This is a genomic window from Candidatus Poribacteria bacterium, from assembly GCA_021162805.1.
Taxonomy (GTDB): domain Bacteria; phylum Poribacteria; class WGA-4E; order B28-G17; family B28-G17; genus JAGGXZ01.
Genome location: JAGGXZ010000208.1, coordinates 1 through 18,313, shown reverse-complemented (window position 1 = coordinate 18,313; position 18,313 = coordinate 1). Strand labels below are relative to the sequence as shown.

General features: G+C 54.8%; 11 protein-coding genes. 6 read left to right on the top strand and 5 right to left on the bottom strand.

Translation table 11 applies throughout. From position 1 onward, the window contains the following. The 3 genes from J7M22_17080 to ispG all read left to right on the top strand — a co-directional run. A partial coding sequence (locus J7M22_17080) for a hypothetical protein (GenBank protein ID MCD6508319.1) occupies positions 1–1,050 on the top strand: 1,050 nt, incomplete at its 5' end. A gap of 62 nt (positions 1,051–1,112) precedes the next feature. After that, positions 1,113–2,759 carry a hypothetical protein gene (locus J7M22_17075; protein MCD6508318.1) on the top strand — a complete coding sequence of 549 codons (1,647 nt, stop codon included), beginning with the start codon at positions 1,113–1,115 and terminating at the stop codon, positions 2,757–2,759. A gap of 134 nt (positions 2,760–2,893) precedes the next feature. Continuing rightward, entirely contained in the window at positions 2,894–3,967 is a 1,074-nt protein-coding gene (gene ispG, locus J7M22_17070; protein MCD6508317.1) for a flavodoxin-dependent (E)-4-hydroxy-3-methylbut-2-enyl-diphosphate synthase, read from the top strand. Between the two features lies 1 nt (position 3,968). Here ispG and J7M22_17065 read toward each other — a convergent pair whose 3' ends face one another. From J7M22_17065 to nifJ, 4 genes are all read right to left on the bottom strand, one after another. After that, complete coding sequence (locus tag J7M22_17065) at positions 3,969–6,149, bottom strand: PD40 domain-containing protein (GenBank protein ID MCD6508316.1); 2,181 nt, start codon at positions 6,147–6,149, stop codon at positions 3,969–3,971. Positions 6,150–6,302: 153 nt separating this feature from the next. Next, the gene (locus J7M22_17060; protein MCD6508315.1) at positions 6,303–7,082 is read right to left on the bottom strand and encodes a LamG domain-containing protein; all 780 of its coding nucleotides are present in this window, start codon (positions 7,080–7,082) and stop codon (positions 6,303–6,305) included. A gap of 22 nt (positions 7,083–7,104) precedes the next feature. Continuing rightward, on the bottom strand, positions 7,105–7,896 hold the full coding sequence (locus tag J7M22_17055) for a LamG domain-containing protein (protein ID MCD6508314.1): 792 nt from the start codon (positions 7,894–7,896) through the stop codon (positions 7,105–7,107). A gap of 138 nt (positions 7,897–8,034) precedes the next feature. Further along, complete coding sequence (gene nifJ, locus J7M22_17050) at positions 8,035–11,613, bottom strand: pyruvate:ferredoxin (flavodoxin) oxidoreductase (protein MCD6508313.1); 3,579 nt, start codon at positions 11,611–11,613, stop codon at positions 8,035–8,037. A 350-nt stretch (positions 11,614–11,963) separates the two neighbouring features. Here nifJ and J7M22_17045 point away from each other — a divergent pair, with 350 nt between their 5' ends. From J7M22_17045 to J7M22_17035, 3 genes are read left to right on the top strand one after another with little or no spacing between them, the layout of a single operon-like run. Then, positions 11,964–13,628 (top strand): hypothetical protein, encoded by a 1,665-nt coding sequence (locus J7M22_17045; protein MCD6508312.1) that lies wholly within the window; start codon positions 11,964–11,966, stop codon positions 13,626–13,628. Beyond that, entirely contained in the window at positions 13,625–14,179 is a 555-nt protein-coding gene (locus J7M22_17040) for a metal-dependent hydrolase (GenBank protein MCD6508311.1), read from the top strand. Before J7M22_17045 ends, J7M22_17040 begins: the two co-directional genes overlap by 4 nt. A 24-nt stretch (positions 14,180–14,203) precedes the next feature. Next, the gene (locus J7M22_17035) at positions 14,204–16,078 is read left to right on the top strand and encodes a hypothetical protein (GenBank protein ID MCD6508310.1); all 1,875 of its coding nucleotides are present in this window, start codon (positions 14,204–14,206) and stop codon (positions 16,076–16,078) included. 320 nt (positions 16,079–16,398) lie between these two features. On the opposite strand, the gene J7M22_17030 is transcribed toward J7M22_17035, so the two are convergent. Then, positions 16,399–18,129, bottom strand: coding sequence for an ABC-ATPase domain-containing protein (locus J7M22_17030; GenBank protein MCD6508309.1), 1,731 nt, complete (start codon positions 18,127–18,129; stop codon positions 16,399–16,401). Positions 18,130–18,313 lie beyond the last annotated feature (184 nt).

Sequence of the window (18,313 nt, the reverse complement as noted above, 5' to 3'; positions counted from 1 at the left end):
TGGCACTGGAAGCTCGCGTGGAACCCGTTTGAGTTTGACTCGGTTGACGAGTTCCTGTGCTATTATGTCGCGCGGAGGTATGGCGAGCGTTCACAGGAGCTTATGCTTGAAAGCACGCGAGCGATGGTTCAAGCGTTTGAACATTACGAGTTCCGCACCGACCCATATATCAGCAGCTTCTGTCCCGTGTATCGACACATCGCTTTTCTGTGCTTCCCGTGCGTTCAAGCGCATTGGGACAGATACACCCAATGGCGTGATTGCAAGTCGCTTGAGCGCGCCGTCCAACTCGCGCTGAAGGCGGCGCAGTATGAGCGCGATAACCCACTGTATCGCAACTACCTTGTGGGCGTTTTCCACGCCTACGCATCGGAGCTCTTCAAGTTCCCGCTCATCCGCATGCACAGCGCATATTTCGCCGCTACACGGGAGTTCGCGAAAGGGCGATATGATAGCGAACGGGCTCGGAGAACGGTTCAACGATTCGAACGGGCGGCGATGGAATGTGATTTCATCCTCGCTCAGATTGAACGGGTTTGGGCGACACGCCCGGATTATCGTCTACGTGACATGCTCACGATGGTGGGGGAACGGATCGGGATGACGCCGCAACTTGAGCGCGAGATACGCGGCAGGTGCGCCGCGTTCCTGAACGGCGTTTACGAACTCATGGCGCTTCTTTACAGACCGGGATGGCAAATCATCGTTGACGATCTGCGGCAAAGGCTCCGGAGGCACGAGCCGGAACTCGTTCGATGCGAGTGGACATCCTTTGAGGCGAACGCTATCAATTGGCGGGATTTGAAGCGCCGCTGGAACGAACCGCCTATCACCGCCTGGAACGATGAACTGTTGCCGAGATTTGAGAAGCTCGTCGCCGGTTACTTCACCGCCGACCTCAACGGTATCGTGAGGGAGTATAACGACTCCGATGAGGTTTCAGCTATTGCTGAAGCTATGAACGCGTTAAGAGCTCACGGAATCACCGCCGATGCATACTCCGATATGCAAACCTCAGGGATGATAGAGAACAATTATCCGCTTAAGTGAGGTGAGATAATATGACGGAGAAAACGCCGATGAGCTCATCTGAAGTTACAGGGAGGAGAGCTATGAAGCTAAAGGGGCTAACGGGAAATTCCCTGGAGGCCACGGGCGAGCCCGATCTTGAAAGGATTCTCCCCATGCTTCCCCCGCTCGTGGGATACACCTTCGTGGGCGATCCCGATTCAAAACTCAAAGCCATCGTCGATCCCGATGGGAAGATCGGGCCTCCGCTTGAGCCCTCCTTTGACCCCACAAAGTATCTTGATCTTCCAGAGCCACCCACCGAGGTCAAGCACGATCTCGTGGACGATCTCCCCATTCCGAGGCTTTCGTTCCTCGACCGGGAGGGAGAATTGATCTTCGAGGAAATCGCCCTAGTTGAAGGTGAGGATCTATTCGTCATGCTTAGATCTGTCGAGAAAGGACCTGTTGCTCTCAAACTTCTGCCCTCTTTCTCCCATATTTCGCCTGACGAGTTCGAGGCGGCCTTGGGGAGCGTTCGGGATAGATGGGAAAACCTTTTCGATGAGGCCATGCGGCTGGAGATTCCCGACCCTCTCCTCAAGAGGGCATGCAAGGTCGCCATCGCGAGGGCGCTTTCGGCCTGCATCGGACCGCATCCCAAATATGGCGTGAGGCGCTACGCTGAGGGACGACACGACACCTTTCCACCTGCAACGTTGAGCCTCGTCCTCTGTCTACTTGAGTGGGGTCTCTTCGATGAGGCGAAAAGGAGGCTCACCTACTACCTCGATAGGTTCGTCAATTCCGACGGTTCCTTCGATTACTATGGACCGGCGATCTCAGAATACGGCCAGATACTTTCGCTCGCCGCAAGGGTTTATAGATTAACGAGGGACAGGAGATGGCTGCGTGATGTTCTCCCTGAACTTGAAAGGATCGCCGCTTTCCTCCTCCGCTGGCCGGAGAGGGATGAAAACGGCCTTCTCACCGGTCCCGCGGAGGCCGATACCTTCGAGACACACAGGATGTCCTTCTTCTCCGGGAACCTCTGGAGTGTGAAGGGGCTCCTTGATCTTGCCCGGATCTCGGCGGATTCCAATCCCGATCAAGCGAAGGAGATGGAGAGGTTTGCCCGTCAACTGCTTGAGAAGACTCTGCAAATCATACGCCGCTCGGTTGATGAAAGCGTGAACCCCCCATTCGTCCCTCCCGCCCCTGGCGTCAAGCCCTTTGAGAGGATGACACAGGACACCTTTGCCTCTTACACCAACTACCGCTACTGGCCGGAGATGCTCTCTTCAGGTCTTCTCCCGCCCGAAATCTGCGACTATATCCTCGACTACAGGGCCTTGCACGGGGGAGAGCTTCTGGGCATGACGAGATTCATGGGTTGGCTCGACGACTGGCCGCTTGCCCACCTCGCCTTCGGCCTTTTGCTCCGAGGTAGAAGGCGAAAATTCCTCACAGCCCTTTACGCTCACCTCGTTCATCATCAAGCCGTTGGAACGCTCACCGCCTATGAGCAGGTCTCCATCGAGGCGGACGCCCACAGAAAGCCCATGGCTGACTTCTGCCTGCCCTCGCAATTGGTCGTTCCCATCATGGTCAAATGGGCTATCGTCTTTGAGATGGTTCCCCGGAAGTGGCTTGAGGAGGGGTTTTCAGCTATCGGCGTTCCCACGGAATCGGGGATAGTTGATATCTCCGCTTCGAACGCCGATGGTCTGGCGTTCAGCTCAAGAGCTTGACTGCGCTCCTGCCTTCTTGTTACCGAATAAATTTCTTATGCATCCGAGAGCAGCTCCGGATCGGTGGTTCTCCTTGCAAATTCCCATGCTGTCGATGTATACTGATTGAGTAATCCCTCGAGAGGGCAATGGAGATGAATCGTCCACACGTGAGACAATCCAGAAAGGTTATAGTGGGGGATATCCCGATAGGCGGAGGTTCTCCCATCACCGTCCAATCCATGACCAACACCGATACACGGGATGTGAAAGCGACCGTGGATCAGATCCACAGGTTGGAGAGGGCGGGATGTGAGATCGTCCGCGTCGCCGTGCCGGATATGGAGGCTGCTCAAGCCCTGGGCCAAATCCGGCGATCTATCTCCATCCCCCTCGTGGCTGACATCCACTTCGATTACACCCTCGCCCTGAAAGCAATCGAGGTGGGAGTTGATAAGCTCCGGATAAATCCGGGAAACATAGGGGGTGAAAAGAAGGTCAAGGCGGTGGTCAAGGCCGCTAAGGAGAGGGGGATACCCATCAGAGTCGGCGTCAACTCCGGATCGCTTGAGAGGGATATCCTGAGGAGATACGGACATCCTACTCCCGAGGCCATGGTGGAAAGCGCCATGAGACACGTTCGACTTCTGGAGGAGTTGGATTTTCATGATATCGTCATCTCGCTCAAAGCCTCGGACGTCCGAACCACCGTTGAGGCATACAAATTGATCGCCGAGAGGTGCGATTATCCCCTTCATCTCGGTGTTACGGAAGCGGGAACCTTCCTTTCGGGAACGGTGAAATCAGCGATAGGCATCGGTGCTCTGCTGCTGGAGGGAATAGGGGATACGATTAGGGTTTCACTAACGGCCGATCCGACCGAGGAGGTCCGGGTGGGATATGAGATCCTCAGGTCGCTCGGTTTAAGATCGCGAGGCCCGAACTTCATATCCTGTCCGACCTGCGGGAGATGTGAGATAGATCTGATATCCATCGCCGAGGAGGTGCAACGCAGGTTAAGCCATGTTGACAAACCGTTAACGATCGCCATCATGGGCTGCGTGGTAAACGGTCCCGGGGAGGCGAGAGAGGCGGATATAGGTCTGGCGGGTGGAAGGGGAAAAGGGGTTATATTTAAAAAGGGCAGACCTGTGAAAACCGTTCCCGAGGATCAGCTGGTTGATGAGCTGGTCCATGAGGTTGAAAGGATGATCGACGAAGGAAAATAGATCATCTTATCACCACCATCTTCCTGAAGGATGCGGATCGAGGCTGAAGGAAACGATAGAGATAGATCCCGCTTGAAACCGCCTCACCGTAGTCGTTCCGACCGTCCCAATGGGCCGCATGTCCCTTAGACGTGTAGTCGCCTGGATCCCTGATTCCCAAATCGAGCTCCCTCACCAGATGCCCGCTCAGGTCGTATATCCCTATGACCACCCTTGCTCTGCGATGGAGTTTAAAGGGGATCCACGTGTCGGGATTAAACGGGTTGGGGAAATTCTGAAAGAGTTCGCCCGTTTTAACCTGAGCCAACATCACCGGCGGCAGGTTCTTCAGCTTACGAGCATCCCAAACGGCCATCCGGTCTTTATCATCTATCGTTATCAAGGTGTTTCCATCGCCGCTCAGAAGGAAATATTGACATGGCAGTTCGAAGATCTTTCTCTCCCTGGCCCAATTCCATATCTCCAGTTTATTGCCGTTCATTAAGAACAGCCTATCTCCTTCGGGGGTGAAAGCTATGGGAGCATATCCCTTGATCTCCTTTATCAGACTTAGATCCTTCAAACTCCAAATCCTGACAGGTGTATCAGGTTTGCCTGTATAGCTCCCGCGCTGAGCCGTGGCGATGATGCCAAGATAGGAGTTGACGATCAGCATGTCCATTCCCGGATGTGCCTTCTTTTTGAATAATATGCGTTTGTAATCTCCCTGTTTAACCCTCTCCCACACCTCGATGTTCCCTTCATAACCGCCCAGAACGAGCAGACGTCCGTCATCGGAAAGTTTCATGTCCTTGATCGAACTTTCCACCTCGAACCTTTTTCCGTCCGAAAGGCCCTTCGCCCTCATCACGTCGAGCGATATTATCATATGGAAGTCGTCCAGGATCAACTCCCTGTCGTCGGGGCTTATCGCCATACAATGAGGCCATTCCGGATAGGGTATTTTTCTTATGATCCTCCCCTGACCGACGTCGATCACGTTCAGATTCATCCAATCCGATACGACGGCCAATCTCCCATCTGGTGACAGGGTGCCTTCCGAGAAGAAAGGTCCCTCGGGGAAAAGATGATACTTCACCTCACCGGTTTGAGTGTCCCTCACAGAGAAGGTATATCCGAGTATGGAGACGATATATCGGCCGTCGGGGGTTAATTCTCCATATCCGGGGTTATACTCCTCCAGTCTGCCGATCAACCTTTTATCCTTCAAGCTCCATATCTCCGGGCACCCGCCAAGCGCTATGAAGATATCGCCCCTCGGGGAAAACCTCATCTTATCCACCATATGGGGGATCTCCATCTCATCCAGGATCCTCCCTGTAATCGGGTCTAAGAGCATAAGCTTTTCCCTTCTATCGGGGACAAGCAGTAGGTTCCCATCCGGCATGAACGACAGATCCTGTGATGATGTCATTAGCGTGAGCAGACGATCGCCGGTCTGAACATCCCACACGTTAAGCTGTTTATCGGCGAACGTCAGGGCCGCCATAAGCCTTCCATCTGGGCTGAAGGCCACATGATCCTGCCAATCATCCTCCCCCTTTTTATCGAGTTTAACGGCGATCCTTCCGGTTTCCAGATCCCACACTTCGACGGCCCTTCTTGATGAGGCGACGGCAAGGTATCTTCCGTCGGTGCTGAACACCATGTCGTTTGTCCTCGGAGACCCTGGACCCCATCTAGTCTCGCTGGTGGCGGTTTTTCTGATGATCGTTGGGATGGCCGGATCTCTCCGATCGGTCAGCTCCGCCATTTTCCCCCTGACCTTATCCCATATCCATATCCTGTCGTCACTTGAGATCGCCACCTTCTCCCCGTCGGGACTGATGGCGAACGTGCCTATATGAATTTTCGTTTCAAAGAGCTTCTCTAAACGATCGTCCTCCATCTTCCATATGCGGATTATGAGGCCGTTCCCGCTATACACTTTACCCGCTACTATTCCAGATGGTGAAACCTGCAATTCCCCCACCTCTATCCCCTTAACCGGCTTAGATGAAAACTTTAAGGTTTGAAGGTCTATCAGGTCTATACCGTCTGAAAGTGCCAGAATGATGTATCTGCCGTCGGGCGAGAAGGCGGCGTCGTATACATATCCCCTGGTTAGATAGCGGATCGGCTCAAAGGCGTAGGAGGGTGGAAGAAGCGTAAGCAACAGTAAAATGAAGAGAGATCTTTTCATGACTATCACCCGTCTCGCGGTGGAATTTCCACCGCTTAAAGGGAGCAAGAAGTATGCCACGTTTCAATTCTTTGGTATCGGGGCTCTCTCATCCGGCGGGTGCCCCAAATCGGGCATAAGATGCACGATTTGGGGCAGATTTAACGGGAGGTTCTAATACCTGGATTTTATCTCTCCCCAGGAGACGGCGATCTTGCCCTCGGGATTGAGGGCGAAGACCTTACCGATTCCCTCCATCACCTCCTTGATCTCATCCCCTGTTAATCCTCTATTGAAGATGGCGATCTCATCCAGGATACCCTTCCAATAGTCACCCGGATGAGCTGGGTCGTTCCACTTTGCCCCTATGAAGAGCGGACCAGTTGAAGGTGTCATCTCACCGCTGGCATCCTGATGGGCCACTTTTTCGCCGTCGATGTAAATCGCTATCTCCTTGCCGTCGTAGACGCCTGCGACGTGATGCCATTCACCTGTGGAGAAGATGGCGGTGGTTATCTCCTTAGGACTTACACCGGGACCTGCATCGAACTTGAAGGAGCCCCATTCCAGCAGCAGCCTATATTGATTGTCGCTGCCCGGGGTGGATTTCTGCACTATCCTCCTGTTGCCGTTGGAGTCAGCCAGATTAACCCATGCCGTTATCGTGATGGCTTTAGTGGGGTTCAAGCTATCGGAGTTGGGAACTTGAACGAGGTTCATGGATTCCCCTGGGAACTCCAACCCTTTTCCGATCTTCCCATCGACCCATTTCAGGTCGCCGATGATCTCCCCGTCGTTCCCGTTGCCGGAGGAATCCTGAACTTTCTTGCCCGTGCCTTCATCGAAATAGTATAGAGCGATGAAATCCCCGCTTTCCACCCTCGCGAGGGAGATCCCTGTGAGTGCGATCATCAACCCTATAACGGCGAACGGGATCAAAACCTTCAGTTTCATGACAACTCTCCTTTGAGGGATTTTATTTTTTAATCTCTCCCCAAGTAGCAGCCAGTTTGCCGCCGGAGTTTACGGGGGTTGTTGTCGGAGCTAGAATCGCCTTCAAGCCTTTTTCCATCACCTCTTTGATCTCGTCCTCCGTCAGCCCTCTGTTGAAGATGGCAACCTCATCGATCTTGCCCTTCCAGTAATCGCCCGGATGAGCCGGATCGTCCCATTTAGCGCCTATGAAGACGGGACCGGTTGAGGGCTTCATCTCACCGCTGGCGTTCTGATGGGCCACCTTCTTGCCGTCGATGTAAATCGCTATCTCCTTGCCGTCGTAGACGCCTGCGACATGATGCCATACCTTCGTGGAGAAGATAGGGGTGGTTATCTCTTTCGGGTTTACACCGGGACCCGCGTCGAATTTAAAGGACCCCCATTCCAATAGCAGCCTATACTGGTTATCGCTGCCCGGGGTGGATTTCTGGAGGAACCTCCTGTTGCCGTCCGTATCCTCAAGCCAGCCCCATGCAGTTATCGTGATACCTTTGGTGGGGTTCAAGCTATCAGAGTTGGGGATCTTAACGAGGTTCTTGGACTCCCCGGGGAACTGAAGGGCTTTTCCGAATTTCCCATCGACCCATTTCAGGTCGCCGATGATCTCCCCGTCGTTCCCGTTGCCGGAGGAATCCAGGACCTTCTTGCCCGTGCCTTCATCGAAGAGCCAGACCGCACAGAGATCATCCTTCGTTACCTTCGCCAGGCCAACGCTTGATATGGCCACGGCTACCAAGCATGTCAATCCTATTAACAGAGCTATTTTCCTCATCTCTTCCCCTCCATCGAAGATCTAATCTTTTATATAAGTGTATCAAATTGTGGGGGAGAAAGCAAGAGGAAACAGGAAGGGGGAAACGGGAGACGGGAAAATCTGTTCCCGGTCTCCTGTTTCCTATTTCCCAATCTCCTATTTATCTTCTTCCCCGCCGTTCATCGGCATTGAGGCGAAGTGCTCGTATAGGCGCCACTGGTTTATAACATCTTCCTGCGCCAGCTTTATCAGTCGTCTCGCCTCTTCCGGATTGCTTCGCGTTAGCATCTTGTATCTGGTTTCATTGTAGACGTAATCCTCAAGCGGTATGCTGGGCGGTTTGGAATCGATCTGGAGCGGGTTTTTGCCCTCCTCCTTAAGCCTGGGATCATACCGTATCAACGGCCAATATCCCGACGCCACGGCAGCTTTCTGCTGTTCCACGCCCTTTCCGTTGGTGATATCGTAACCGTGACCGATGCAGTGACAATAGGCGATGATGAGCGAGGGCCCGTTATAGGACTCCGCCTCGAGGAAAGCCCTAACCGCTTGAGCCTCGTTAGCCCCTATAGCCACGCGGGCGACATAAACGCTGCCGTAAATCATCGCCATCATGGCCAGATCCTTCTTGGGTGTGGGCTTGCCGCCGGCAGCGAATTTCGCCACGGCTCCCCGCGGGGTCGCTTTGGACATTTGTCCACCCGTGTTGGAGTAGACCTCCGTGTCCAACACAAGCAGATTCACGTCACGTCCCAATGCCAACACGTGATCCAGGCCGCCGTAACCTATGTCGTAAGCCCAGCCGTCGCCGCCGACGATCCACACGCTCTTTCTGACCAGGACATCGGCCATCGACAGAAGTTGCTTTGCTTCCGGTTTATCGATTCTTTCGAGTTTCTCCTTGAGGATCCTAACCCGCTCGCGCTGCTCTTGGATGCCGGCCTCCGTTGACTGGTCCGCATTCAGAATAGCACCGACCAGCTCATCTCCGAGGTCAGAGGAGAGCCTGACGAGCAGCTCGCTGGCGTATTCGATCTGTTTATCCAGAGCCAATCGCATACCGAGGCCGAACTCGGCGTTATCCTCGAAGAGCGAGTTGGACCATGCTGGCCCGCGTCCCTCCTTGTTGAAGGTCCAGGGGGTGGTGGGCAGGTTACCTCCATAGATGGAAGAACAACCGGTGGCATTGGCGATTATCGCCCTGTCGCCGAATAGCCTGCTCAGCAGTGTCAAATAAGGGGCCTCACCGCATCCGGCACATGCCCCTGAGAACTCGAACAGCGGCTCCAGCAGTTGGATATCCCTCACCAGCTTCAGATTGAGCTTCGAGCGATCTACGCTGGGCAGTTGCTGGAAGAACTTCCAGTTCTCGTTCTCCTGCTCTCGAATGGGTGGCTGGAAGACCATATTCAGCGCCTTCCGGCTGGGGTCCTTCTTGTTCTTAGCCGGGCAGACGTGGGCGCAGACCCCACATCCCGTGCAATCCTCAGGCGAAACCTGAATGGTGAAACGCATCCCCTTGAACTGGCGCCATCGGGCGTCCGTGGACTTGAAGGTGGGTGGGGCGTCCTTCAGCAGATCGGGCGAATAGACCTTGGATCGGATCGCGGCATGCGGACAGCTCATCACACACCTGCCGCACTGGATGCATGTGTCCGGGTCCCATTCCGGTATCTCCAGCGCTATGTTCCTCTTCTCCCACTGGGTCGTGCCCGTCGGGAAGGTTCCATCGGGCGAAAAGGCGCTGACGGGCAGCTCGTCGCCTCTGCCCGCTATCATCTCGGCCGTCACCCTCTTGACGAAGTCGGGCGCCTCATCGGGCACCGGAGGACGCATATCGAAGGTGCTGGTGACCTGATCCGGAACCTTAACCTCGTGCAGGTTTTCGAGCGCCCTGTCCACAGCGGCGAAGTTCATACGGACGATCTCCTCGCCCCTCTTGCCATATGTCTTCTTTATGAAGTCCTTGATCTCCTTTACGGCCTCATCCTTGGGTATGATGTTGCTCAGGGCGAAGAAGCAGGTCTGCATGATGGTGTTGATCCTGACGCCTAAGCCCACTTCTTTGGCGATCTTGTAGGCGTCTATGACATAGAAGCGAAGCTTCTTGTCGATGATCTGGCGCTGGACCGCGCGCGGCAGGTGATCCCAGACCTCATCCGGCCCATAGGGGCTGTTGAGGAGGAATATCGCTCCCGGCTCGGCAACCCTCAGCACATCATACCGCTCGAGGAACGAAAACTGATGGCAGGCCACGAAGTTCGCCCTGCTGATGAGATAATGCGAGTAGATCGGCTTGGGACCGAAGCGGAGATGCGAGACCGTCAGCGATCCGGCCTTCCTGGAGTCGTAGACGAAATACCCCTGGGCGTAGTTCTCGGTCTCCTCCCCGATTATCTTGATCGAGTTCTTGTTGGCGCTGACCGTCCCATCGGAGCCCAATCCGTAGAATATGGCCCTTGTCACAGAGGGCTCCTCCGTGGAGAAGTTCGGATCATAATCGATGCTAGTGTGGGTCACGTCATCCTTTATGCCCACGGTGAAGTGGTTCTTGGGGTTGTCCTTGGTCATCTCATCGAAGACCCCCTTGACCATCGCCGGCGTGAACTCCTTGGAGGAGAGGCCGTATCGTCCGCCTATGACGAGCGGGGCGGTTTCGAATTGAGCGATACCCTTAGAGGTTGCCTCTTCCAGGGCATCTACTACATCCAGATATAGCGGCTCACCGGCAGCTCCCGGCTCCTTAACCCGATCCAGCACCGCTATCGCCCTGACCGTCTTGGGCAATGCCTGTATGAAGTGCTCCACGGAGAAGGGCCGATACAGCCGCACCTTTAAGACTCCGACCTTCTCACCTCGCTCCGTCAGGTACTCGACGGTCTCCTGGGCGGTTTCCGCTCCCGATCCCATCATCACGATCACCCTATCGGCATCTGGGGCACCGATGTAGTCAAACAGGTGATACCTCCTCCCCGTCAGCTCGGCGAACTTGTCCATCGCCTTCTGCACGATTTGAGGACATGCGAGATAATACGGATTTGCCGCCTCACGGGCCTGGAAGAAGGTATCCGGGTTTTGAGCCGTTCCCCGAATGACAGGGTGGTCGGGCGAAAGGGCCCTTTCACGATGTGCTCTTACGAGGTCATCGTCTATCATAGCCCGCATATCATCGAAGGTAAGCTGTTCGACTTTCTGGATTTCGTGTGAGATCCGGAATCCATCGAAGAAGTGCAGGAAAGGCACGCGAGATTCTAACGTGGCGGCTTGGGCTATCAGGGCGAAATCCATGGCTTCCTGGACCGAATTGGAGGCCAGCAGGGCGAATCCGGTTCCTCTCGTCGCCATCACGTCGCTGTGATCGCAGAAGATGGAGAGGGCGTGTGAGGCCACTGTCCTGGCTGAGACGTGAAAGACGGTCGAGTTCAGCTCCCCCGCTATCTTATACATGTTCGGTATCATCAGGAGCAATCCCTGTGAGGCCGTGAAGGTTGTGGTCAGAGCTCCTCTCTGCAGAGAACCATGTACCGCACCTGACGCACCTCCTTCGCTCTGCATCTCCACCACATGCGGCACAGTGCCCCATATATTCGGCCTACCCTCAGCGGCCCACTGATCGGCATGCTCCCCCATCGGAGATGAGGGGGTGATCGGATAGATAGCGATCACCTCGTTGACGTGATACGCCACATAGGCGGTCGCCTCATTACCATCAAGCGTGATTTTGGGTCTTTCCATACGTCACACCTCCGGTTTTATGAGAAGCCCTCAATCTCGCTCCTTCCGGAGCTATTAACACATAAGAATAAGATCGACACGAAACACACCCTTTGCATTATACCTTCTAAACTTCCAAAAGTCAAAGTCTGCATCAGCTATCAGCTTCGATAACAGGGAGATGGTTCACAATTAGGATAGCAATTTCCACCGTTGTAAGAAAAGGCTAGGCATTCAAAGGAGAATACCCAGCCCCTTATGCACCCACAACGAAGAATAGGTTGCTTTGACCTGATATCTTATGGTAAATTATGCAGGAAAATAAGCTGAGCGATGACAGCCGGTTAAACATGACTTATGAGGATTTAAACATGACTGAAATTATGAGGAGTGAGGTGAACCTGGCGCTTGAAAGCGCCCTTGCGAAGCTCAGGTTATGCCAATCAGAGGATGGTCGGTTTGAGGGAGGGCTTTCCTCCAACACCTATCCTACCTGCTCCTTCGCCGTCATAGAGAGGCTGCTGGGCGAGACGGTGGATGAAGGGGTGATCGGATGGCTCCTGGAGAATCAGAACCGGGACGGCATGTGGGGGCTCGACACATCCGGGATTTCAGATCCTCAGGCGACGGCTCTGGTTAGAGCCCTCTTGAAAAGCGTCTCCGGCAGAAGGTTGATCCCCGATGTGGAAGCCGCTCTCAGAAGATCTCCCCCCGTTAAACCCTCCATCTTCCACGTCAGGCTTCTGACGGCGCTTCTCGATGAGACGAGCTGGGATGAGGTGATACCAGGTCGGGGTGTGAGCCTTGCGATCAGGCTTCTGAGCCGCCTTCCTAGATTTCTCAGATCGAAGGTAAGTCCTCCTCCGACCCTTTCACCCCCTCCAGAGCTATTTCTGACGCCGATCTTCGAGGATCTCTTCATAGCTGAGCAGCATACGCTCGTGCCGATATTGCTGATGATCGAGCTTGAAAGGAGAGGCAGGAGCGATCTGGCGCGGATGCTTCTCGAATGGCTGCTCGCCAGAAGGTTACCCGATGGAAGCTGGTTCAGGGTGAACTTCATCTCATCGCTCTCAACGATGGCGCTGATCCGATGTCGGGATAAGGGATTTCCGGGTTTGGATCATCTAATAGAGGAGTCGATCGTCTGGCTTGAAGGGACGCGGAACAACGACGGAGGGTTCAGGGAGGCCGTCAATTTGAACGTGTGGGATACCGCTTTGAGCCTCTACGCCATGCTTGAGGCCGGGGTGACGAAGGAGGATCCGTCGATTCAGAAGGGATGTCGGTGGTTAATCGAGGTTCAAAACGAGGACGGCGGCTGGCCCTTTTCGGGTGTGAGATGGGAGGGATTGCCTTCGGACGCGGACGATACGGCGTTGGCAACCCTAGCCCTGATGAGAGCAGGCCACGGGGATGATCCGGCGGCGGAGAGTGGTCTCGCGTGGCTTTTAGCCAATCAGACCGAGGAGGGATACTGGAGCACATACGTCCCGGGCTCCGGCGACGTGGGATGCGTCAGCATCACAGCTCATGCCGCTGAGGCGCTTAAGGAGTCGGGCGAGATGGAAAGGGAGCTTTCAAGGGCGATCAGATGGCTCGAAAGGAGGATCACCTCCCAGGGATATTGGGATGATCTCTGGCTGGCCAGAAACACATACGGCACGGCTTCGGCCATAGCGATTTTGGCTAAAGCCGACAGAGGAGATTCGGAGGCGATCAGGCGGGGCTTGAGATGGCTCAAATCGCAGCAGAACCTTGACGGCGGTTGGGGAGAGGACATGTTCGGCAGGAGAGCCCCAAGCACGGCCGAGCAAACGGCGTGGTCCGTCTACGCTATCATGCTGGCTGAGGGGAAGATAGGCGAGGAAGCCGAAAGAGGGATCAGATTCCTGCTTGAGAGACAGCGCCCTGACGGCGGCTGGGATCCATCTCCCGTAGGGATATATTGGGAGGTTATAGGGGGGTATGAGGACACGATCTACGCCCTTGTGTTCCCCATTCTGGCGCTCAGCACCGCCCGGAGGTTGATGTGAGCCTCTACAGGAACCACGCCACGGCCGGAGTGACCGCTTACGGAGCCTTTTATCTGGTAACTTTTGCGGCGAAGGTCATCCTGAAGCTCAAATTCAGCTACCAACTTCCGTATCCGATCATCACGACGGATTTCGCCTTGCTGCTCGGCTGTTTCTTCATCGCCTTCCTCAGCTCCATCTTTCCGGATGTTGACACCAAGAGCAGGGCTCAGATCCTGTTTTACAGGCTGCTCTTCCTGGTGGAGGGCGCTCTGATGCTGAGGAGGAAGTTCGAACCCGCCGCCATGCTGGGCTTTTTTGCCATCACGCCGCTTTTGGGGGGACACAGAGGATGGACGCACTCCCGGATAGCCATGTTCCTGATCCCGACGCTTTTCATACTTATCCCCAGCCTCATCCGAGGAACACTCATACTTACGGGTCTCCCCTTCTCCGTAGCCTCCTTCATCGGATATGTCAGCCATCTGTATATGGATGGGGAATTATTCAAGCGAAAACGCTCATATTTCGGTAACAACGGTCGACGGACGGCCGACGGCGGACGTTCTTAGGCCGTAATGAAAGGGGGATGTCCTATGGATACGTGGATAGATGACGTGGATATGGAAGGCGGGCTTAACCTCGTATTAAACCCGTCCTTCGAGCTCTTGGAGGACGGAAGATTGATCGGGTGGAGCGTTCCCGAAGGGATGTGCCGTCCGGATGAGGGTGAAAGACGGACGGGCAGGAGGAGCCTCAGGTTCGAAAATAAAGACCCTACGAATTATAAGCTGGTGGTTCAGCCGCTCAAGCTCATCCCAGGCAGGAGATATGCCTCCGTTGCCTGGGTCAAAACCCTGGACGTTCAGGGGGAAGGGGCGGGTATATGTGTGGAGTGGAAAGATGAAGAGGGAAATTGGCTCGGAGGGGTTTACCCCAAATGCCTTTCCGGAACGAGTGAGAAGTGGAAACCGGTGGGAACGATCTTCAAGCTGCCCGTGGAGGTCAACGGCAAAAGGGTCGCATCCGCTCAGCTCGTGCTCTATATGAGGAGAGGAACGACGGGCGTGGTATGGTTCGACGACGTGCAGGTGAGAGAGATGATAGAGCCGAATCTGAAAGCCATGCTCATCGATCCTCCCTACAGGGGGATAATCAAAGCGGGTGAACCTCAAGATATCGAGCTTGAGCTCGAAGTGGGATCAAAGGGCTCCCTCGAAATCAGACTCGACAGAGAGGTGATCGGATCGGCTGAGGTCGAAAGGGGTACCGAGAGGCTGAAGCTTCACTTGCCGGCCCTGAAGGAGGGAGGACACAGGTTAACCCTGATACTTCTGGACGAGGAGGGGGAGCAGATCGGCTACGATTCCATCCCCCTACATGCGCGGTCGGCCGAATGGTTCGAGCGGACAACCTATATCGATGGTCGGGGCAGGTTGATCGTCGAGGGGAAACCCTTCTTTCCGATAGGCGTTTACCTCGGTCCCACGGAGGAGGAACACCTGAGAAGGCTTGCTGACGCTGGATTTAACGCGATCCTGTGCTATGGATATGGCTCCGGCTCGGACCCCCTCGGATACATGGACAGGGCACACAGGTTCGGACTTAAGGTGATCTACAGCGTCAAGGATTTCTTCGATGAGAAAGGGGATGAGCTGGTCGAGAGATACGTTCGGATGTTAAAGGGCCATCCGGCGCTTCTGGCCTGGTATACGAACGACGAGCTCGGACTTGAATGGATTCCGAAGCTCAAGGAGAGATACGATCTGGTCAGATCGCTCGATCCCAACCACCCAACCTATCAGGCCCTTTGCAGACCGGCTGAGTTCGAGGAATACTTCGAGACCTTAGATGTCATCGGCCCCGATCCCTATCCGATACCCCGACATCCGGTGAGCATGGTCGCCGAGTGGATCGATAAAGCGCGTGAAGCGATGCGGGGGATAAAGCCGATCTGGGCGATACTTCAGGTCTTCAGTTGGCGGGTTTATTCGGGCCGTAGGGAGGACCGTGACCCGACATACGAGGAGGAGAGATGCATGACCTATCTCGCCCTGATCCACGGGGCTAAGGGGGTGCTCTACTACTCATACTACGATCTCTTCACGATCGATAGGAAAGCCGGCTTGAAGGCTTCGGAGGAGCTGTTTCGGAGCAGGTTCGGGAACCTGAGGAGGCTCGCCGGGGAGCTTAATCGTATCACCCCTCTGATCCTCTTCGGGGAACCTGTAGAGTTGGAATTCGAATCGTCCGGCGACCTCCATCTCAAGGCGATGAGATATAACGGCTCCCTTTTCGTCATGGCCGCCAACGCCGGGGAGAGCCGATCTGAGCTCCGGATAAAATTGCCCGATGGGTTTACCGGCAGGGAAGTGCGAGATCTGGAGGGTAAAACGAGAGGTGAGGTTGAGAACGGGGTTTTCTCCGATTCGCTTGAGCCTCTCGAATGCGTCACATACTCCCTACGGTAACTGCGGTAACGCCCGCTCTCCCCTCAGAAGAGGTCATTTATTTTAAACGCTCAAATTTCCTTTGAGTGTAGCGGTATCACCGATAGGAGACAGGAGGCAGGAAACAGGGGAGACAAGGGGACAAGGAGAGGAAAGAGACGTATTGCGTAGGACGTATTGCGACCGGCATGAGCAAGCTCATAAGCGTGGGAAGACCTGCCTCCTGCTTCCTGTTTCCTGTCTCCTTCCAACTCTGAGAAATAAGCATTTCTGACCTCTCGGATCTCCGCTACACTTAGCGATAATATGAGCGATTTTAAATGACAGCGTAGCGAAATGACTTAATGACTATAAATGACCTTTTTCTGTCGCACCGATAACGTTCTGAGCCGGTTGATGGCCGCTGCCAGCTCCAACCCCCTGAAGATGGCGTAATCTCCAACCGGCCTAGGACTGAGCACGTCCAATCCCCTCGTCCTGATATCCCTCAGCACGGATTCGACTATCTCCCTCAGCGTTCTACGGCCGTCCATATATCTGGTGGCGTAGTATATCGCGTCCCCTATCGCCCTCGTCTGACTTATATCCACAAGTTGCTCCACCGCTCCCAGGTCTATGTTGTGAGTTCCGAAGGCGATCGAATGGAGCCCCTTAGACGAGATCTTGACCTCCCTTCTGCCCTTGCTGGGATCGAAGCTATGCGAGAGCGGGATACGATGTGTTATCTCACCGAAATGTTCCCCTCCCTCCGGCTTACGCTCGGCCTTGTATTTTTCAGCTATGGCCTTGGCCTGTTTGGTCAGATCATGGGGCACATATTCGATCATACAGATCACATGATCGGCGACGTCGAAGTAATCTCCGGACCCTCCTATCACGAGTATGGTCGAGACGCCCATATCGGTATAAAGCTGTCTAACCTTGTCTATAAAGGGTGTGATCGGCTCCTTGTCTTTGGAGACCAGCTCTTGCATCCTGTGGTCCCTTATCATGAAGTTTGTGGCCGAGGTGTCCTCATCTATGAGCAGGAGCCGCGCGCCGACCTCCAGCGCCTCGATGATGTTGGCCGCTTGGGAGGTGCTGCCGCTGGCGTCTTCGGTCGAAAAGGCCGTGGTGTCCTGTCCGAAGGGGAGGTTGTTTATAAAGGGCGAGATATCCACCTTCTCGATCCTGCGGCCATCCTCCGCCCTTATCTTGATGGCACGAGGATCGGTCACAACCAGTTCCCTGCCGTCGCCCGGGATATGGTTGTAAACGCCGAGTTCCAGCGCCCTTAAAAGCGTGGATTTGCCGTGATATCCTCCGCCGACTATAAGCGTGATCCCCTTAGGGATCCCCATGCCGGTGACCGGCCCGCGGTTGGGCAGATCGACCCTCACCCTCAGGGATTCCGGCGATTTGAAGGGGATCACCCGCCCTCTGGTCAACGGACGTGGATCTATTCCGCTTGCCCGTGGAAGGATCGCCTCGTCAGCCACGAAGGCGACAAGCCCCAGCTCATCGAGCTTTCCCCTTAGAAAATCGGCATCCTCCGCCGCCTCTATATGTCGATAGAGTTCCCCTCGATCGAGATTCTTAAAGAGAAGTGAGCTTCGCACGATTCGGGGCAGCTCCTGAAAGAACATCTCCTCAGCATGTCCACCGGCTATCCGTCTGCCGAAGGCCGGCAAGCCCATCACGAATCTGGCCTCCACGTATTCATCGTTGACGAACATGGATGTTCTCTCCAGTATCTCCTGTCCGGGGCGATCTATTGAGATCAAGCCGCTTTTGCCTGTGCCCCTGTTGCCCTTACAGAACCGTCTTGAGGCGTCCAGGAACTTCCTGGTGAGGAAATCACACAACGCTATCTCCCGGCTTTTAGTGCGGTATGTATCCTTTGGAAACCCGGCGATCCTCTGGGGGAGACGCACGCGCACGCGGCTGGGGGAGGCGAAAGGATCGCCCTGGACGTGATCGACGATGAGGGTGTAGTCCCCGAATCCATATGAGCCCTCTATATCCTTGTATGCTTTATAGCCTCTGCCGTCGATCCTTCTCAGGATCCTTCTCAGCTCATCGGCGACTTGCAATTTCCAAATACCTCCTTCTGATCGAGCTTGCCGCTATGATCAAGCGGATCATATCGATTATATCCTGAAGCAGAGACTCAGTCAACCGCACGCTATCGTTCATGTATCGAAAGGGAGAGGAGAGATGGAGGAGGTGACAGGGCTTCATCGCAAGAGCTTGATACGACTGATGAACTCACCGATC

Bases quoted from the DNA above. Each gene is read 5' to 3' on its own strand.
- J7M22_17075 (MCD6508318.1), top strand. From the start codon at position 1,113: ATGAAGCTAAAGGGGCTAACGGGAAATTCCCTGGAGGCCACGGGCGAG.
- ispG (MCD6508317.1), top strand. From the start codon at position 2,894: ATGAATCGTCCACACGTGAGACAATCCAGAAAGGTTATAGTGGGGGAT.
- J7M22_17065 (MCD6508316.1), bottom strand. From the start codon at position 6,149: ATGAAAAGATCTCTCTTCATTTTACTGTTGCTTACGCTTCTTCCACCC.
- J7M22_17060 (MCD6508315.1), bottom strand. From the start codon at position 7,082: ATGAAACTGAAGGTTTTGATCCCGTTCGCCGTTATAGGGTTGATGATC.
- J7M22_17055 (MCD6508314.1), bottom strand. From the start codon at position 7,896: ATGAGGAAAATAGCTCTGTTAATAGGATTGACATGCTTGGTAGCCGTG.
- nifJ (MCD6508313.1), bottom strand. From the start codon at position 11,613: ATGGAAAGACCCAAAATCACGCTTGATGGTAATGAGGCGACCGCCTAT.
- J7M22_17045 (MCD6508312.1), top strand. From the start codon at position 11,964: ATGACTGAAATTATGAGGAGTGAGGTGAACCTGGCGCTTGAAAGCGCC.
- J7M22_17035 (MCD6508310.1), top strand. From the start codon at position 14,204: ATGGATACGTGGATAGATGACGTGGATATGGAAGGCGGGCTTAACCTC.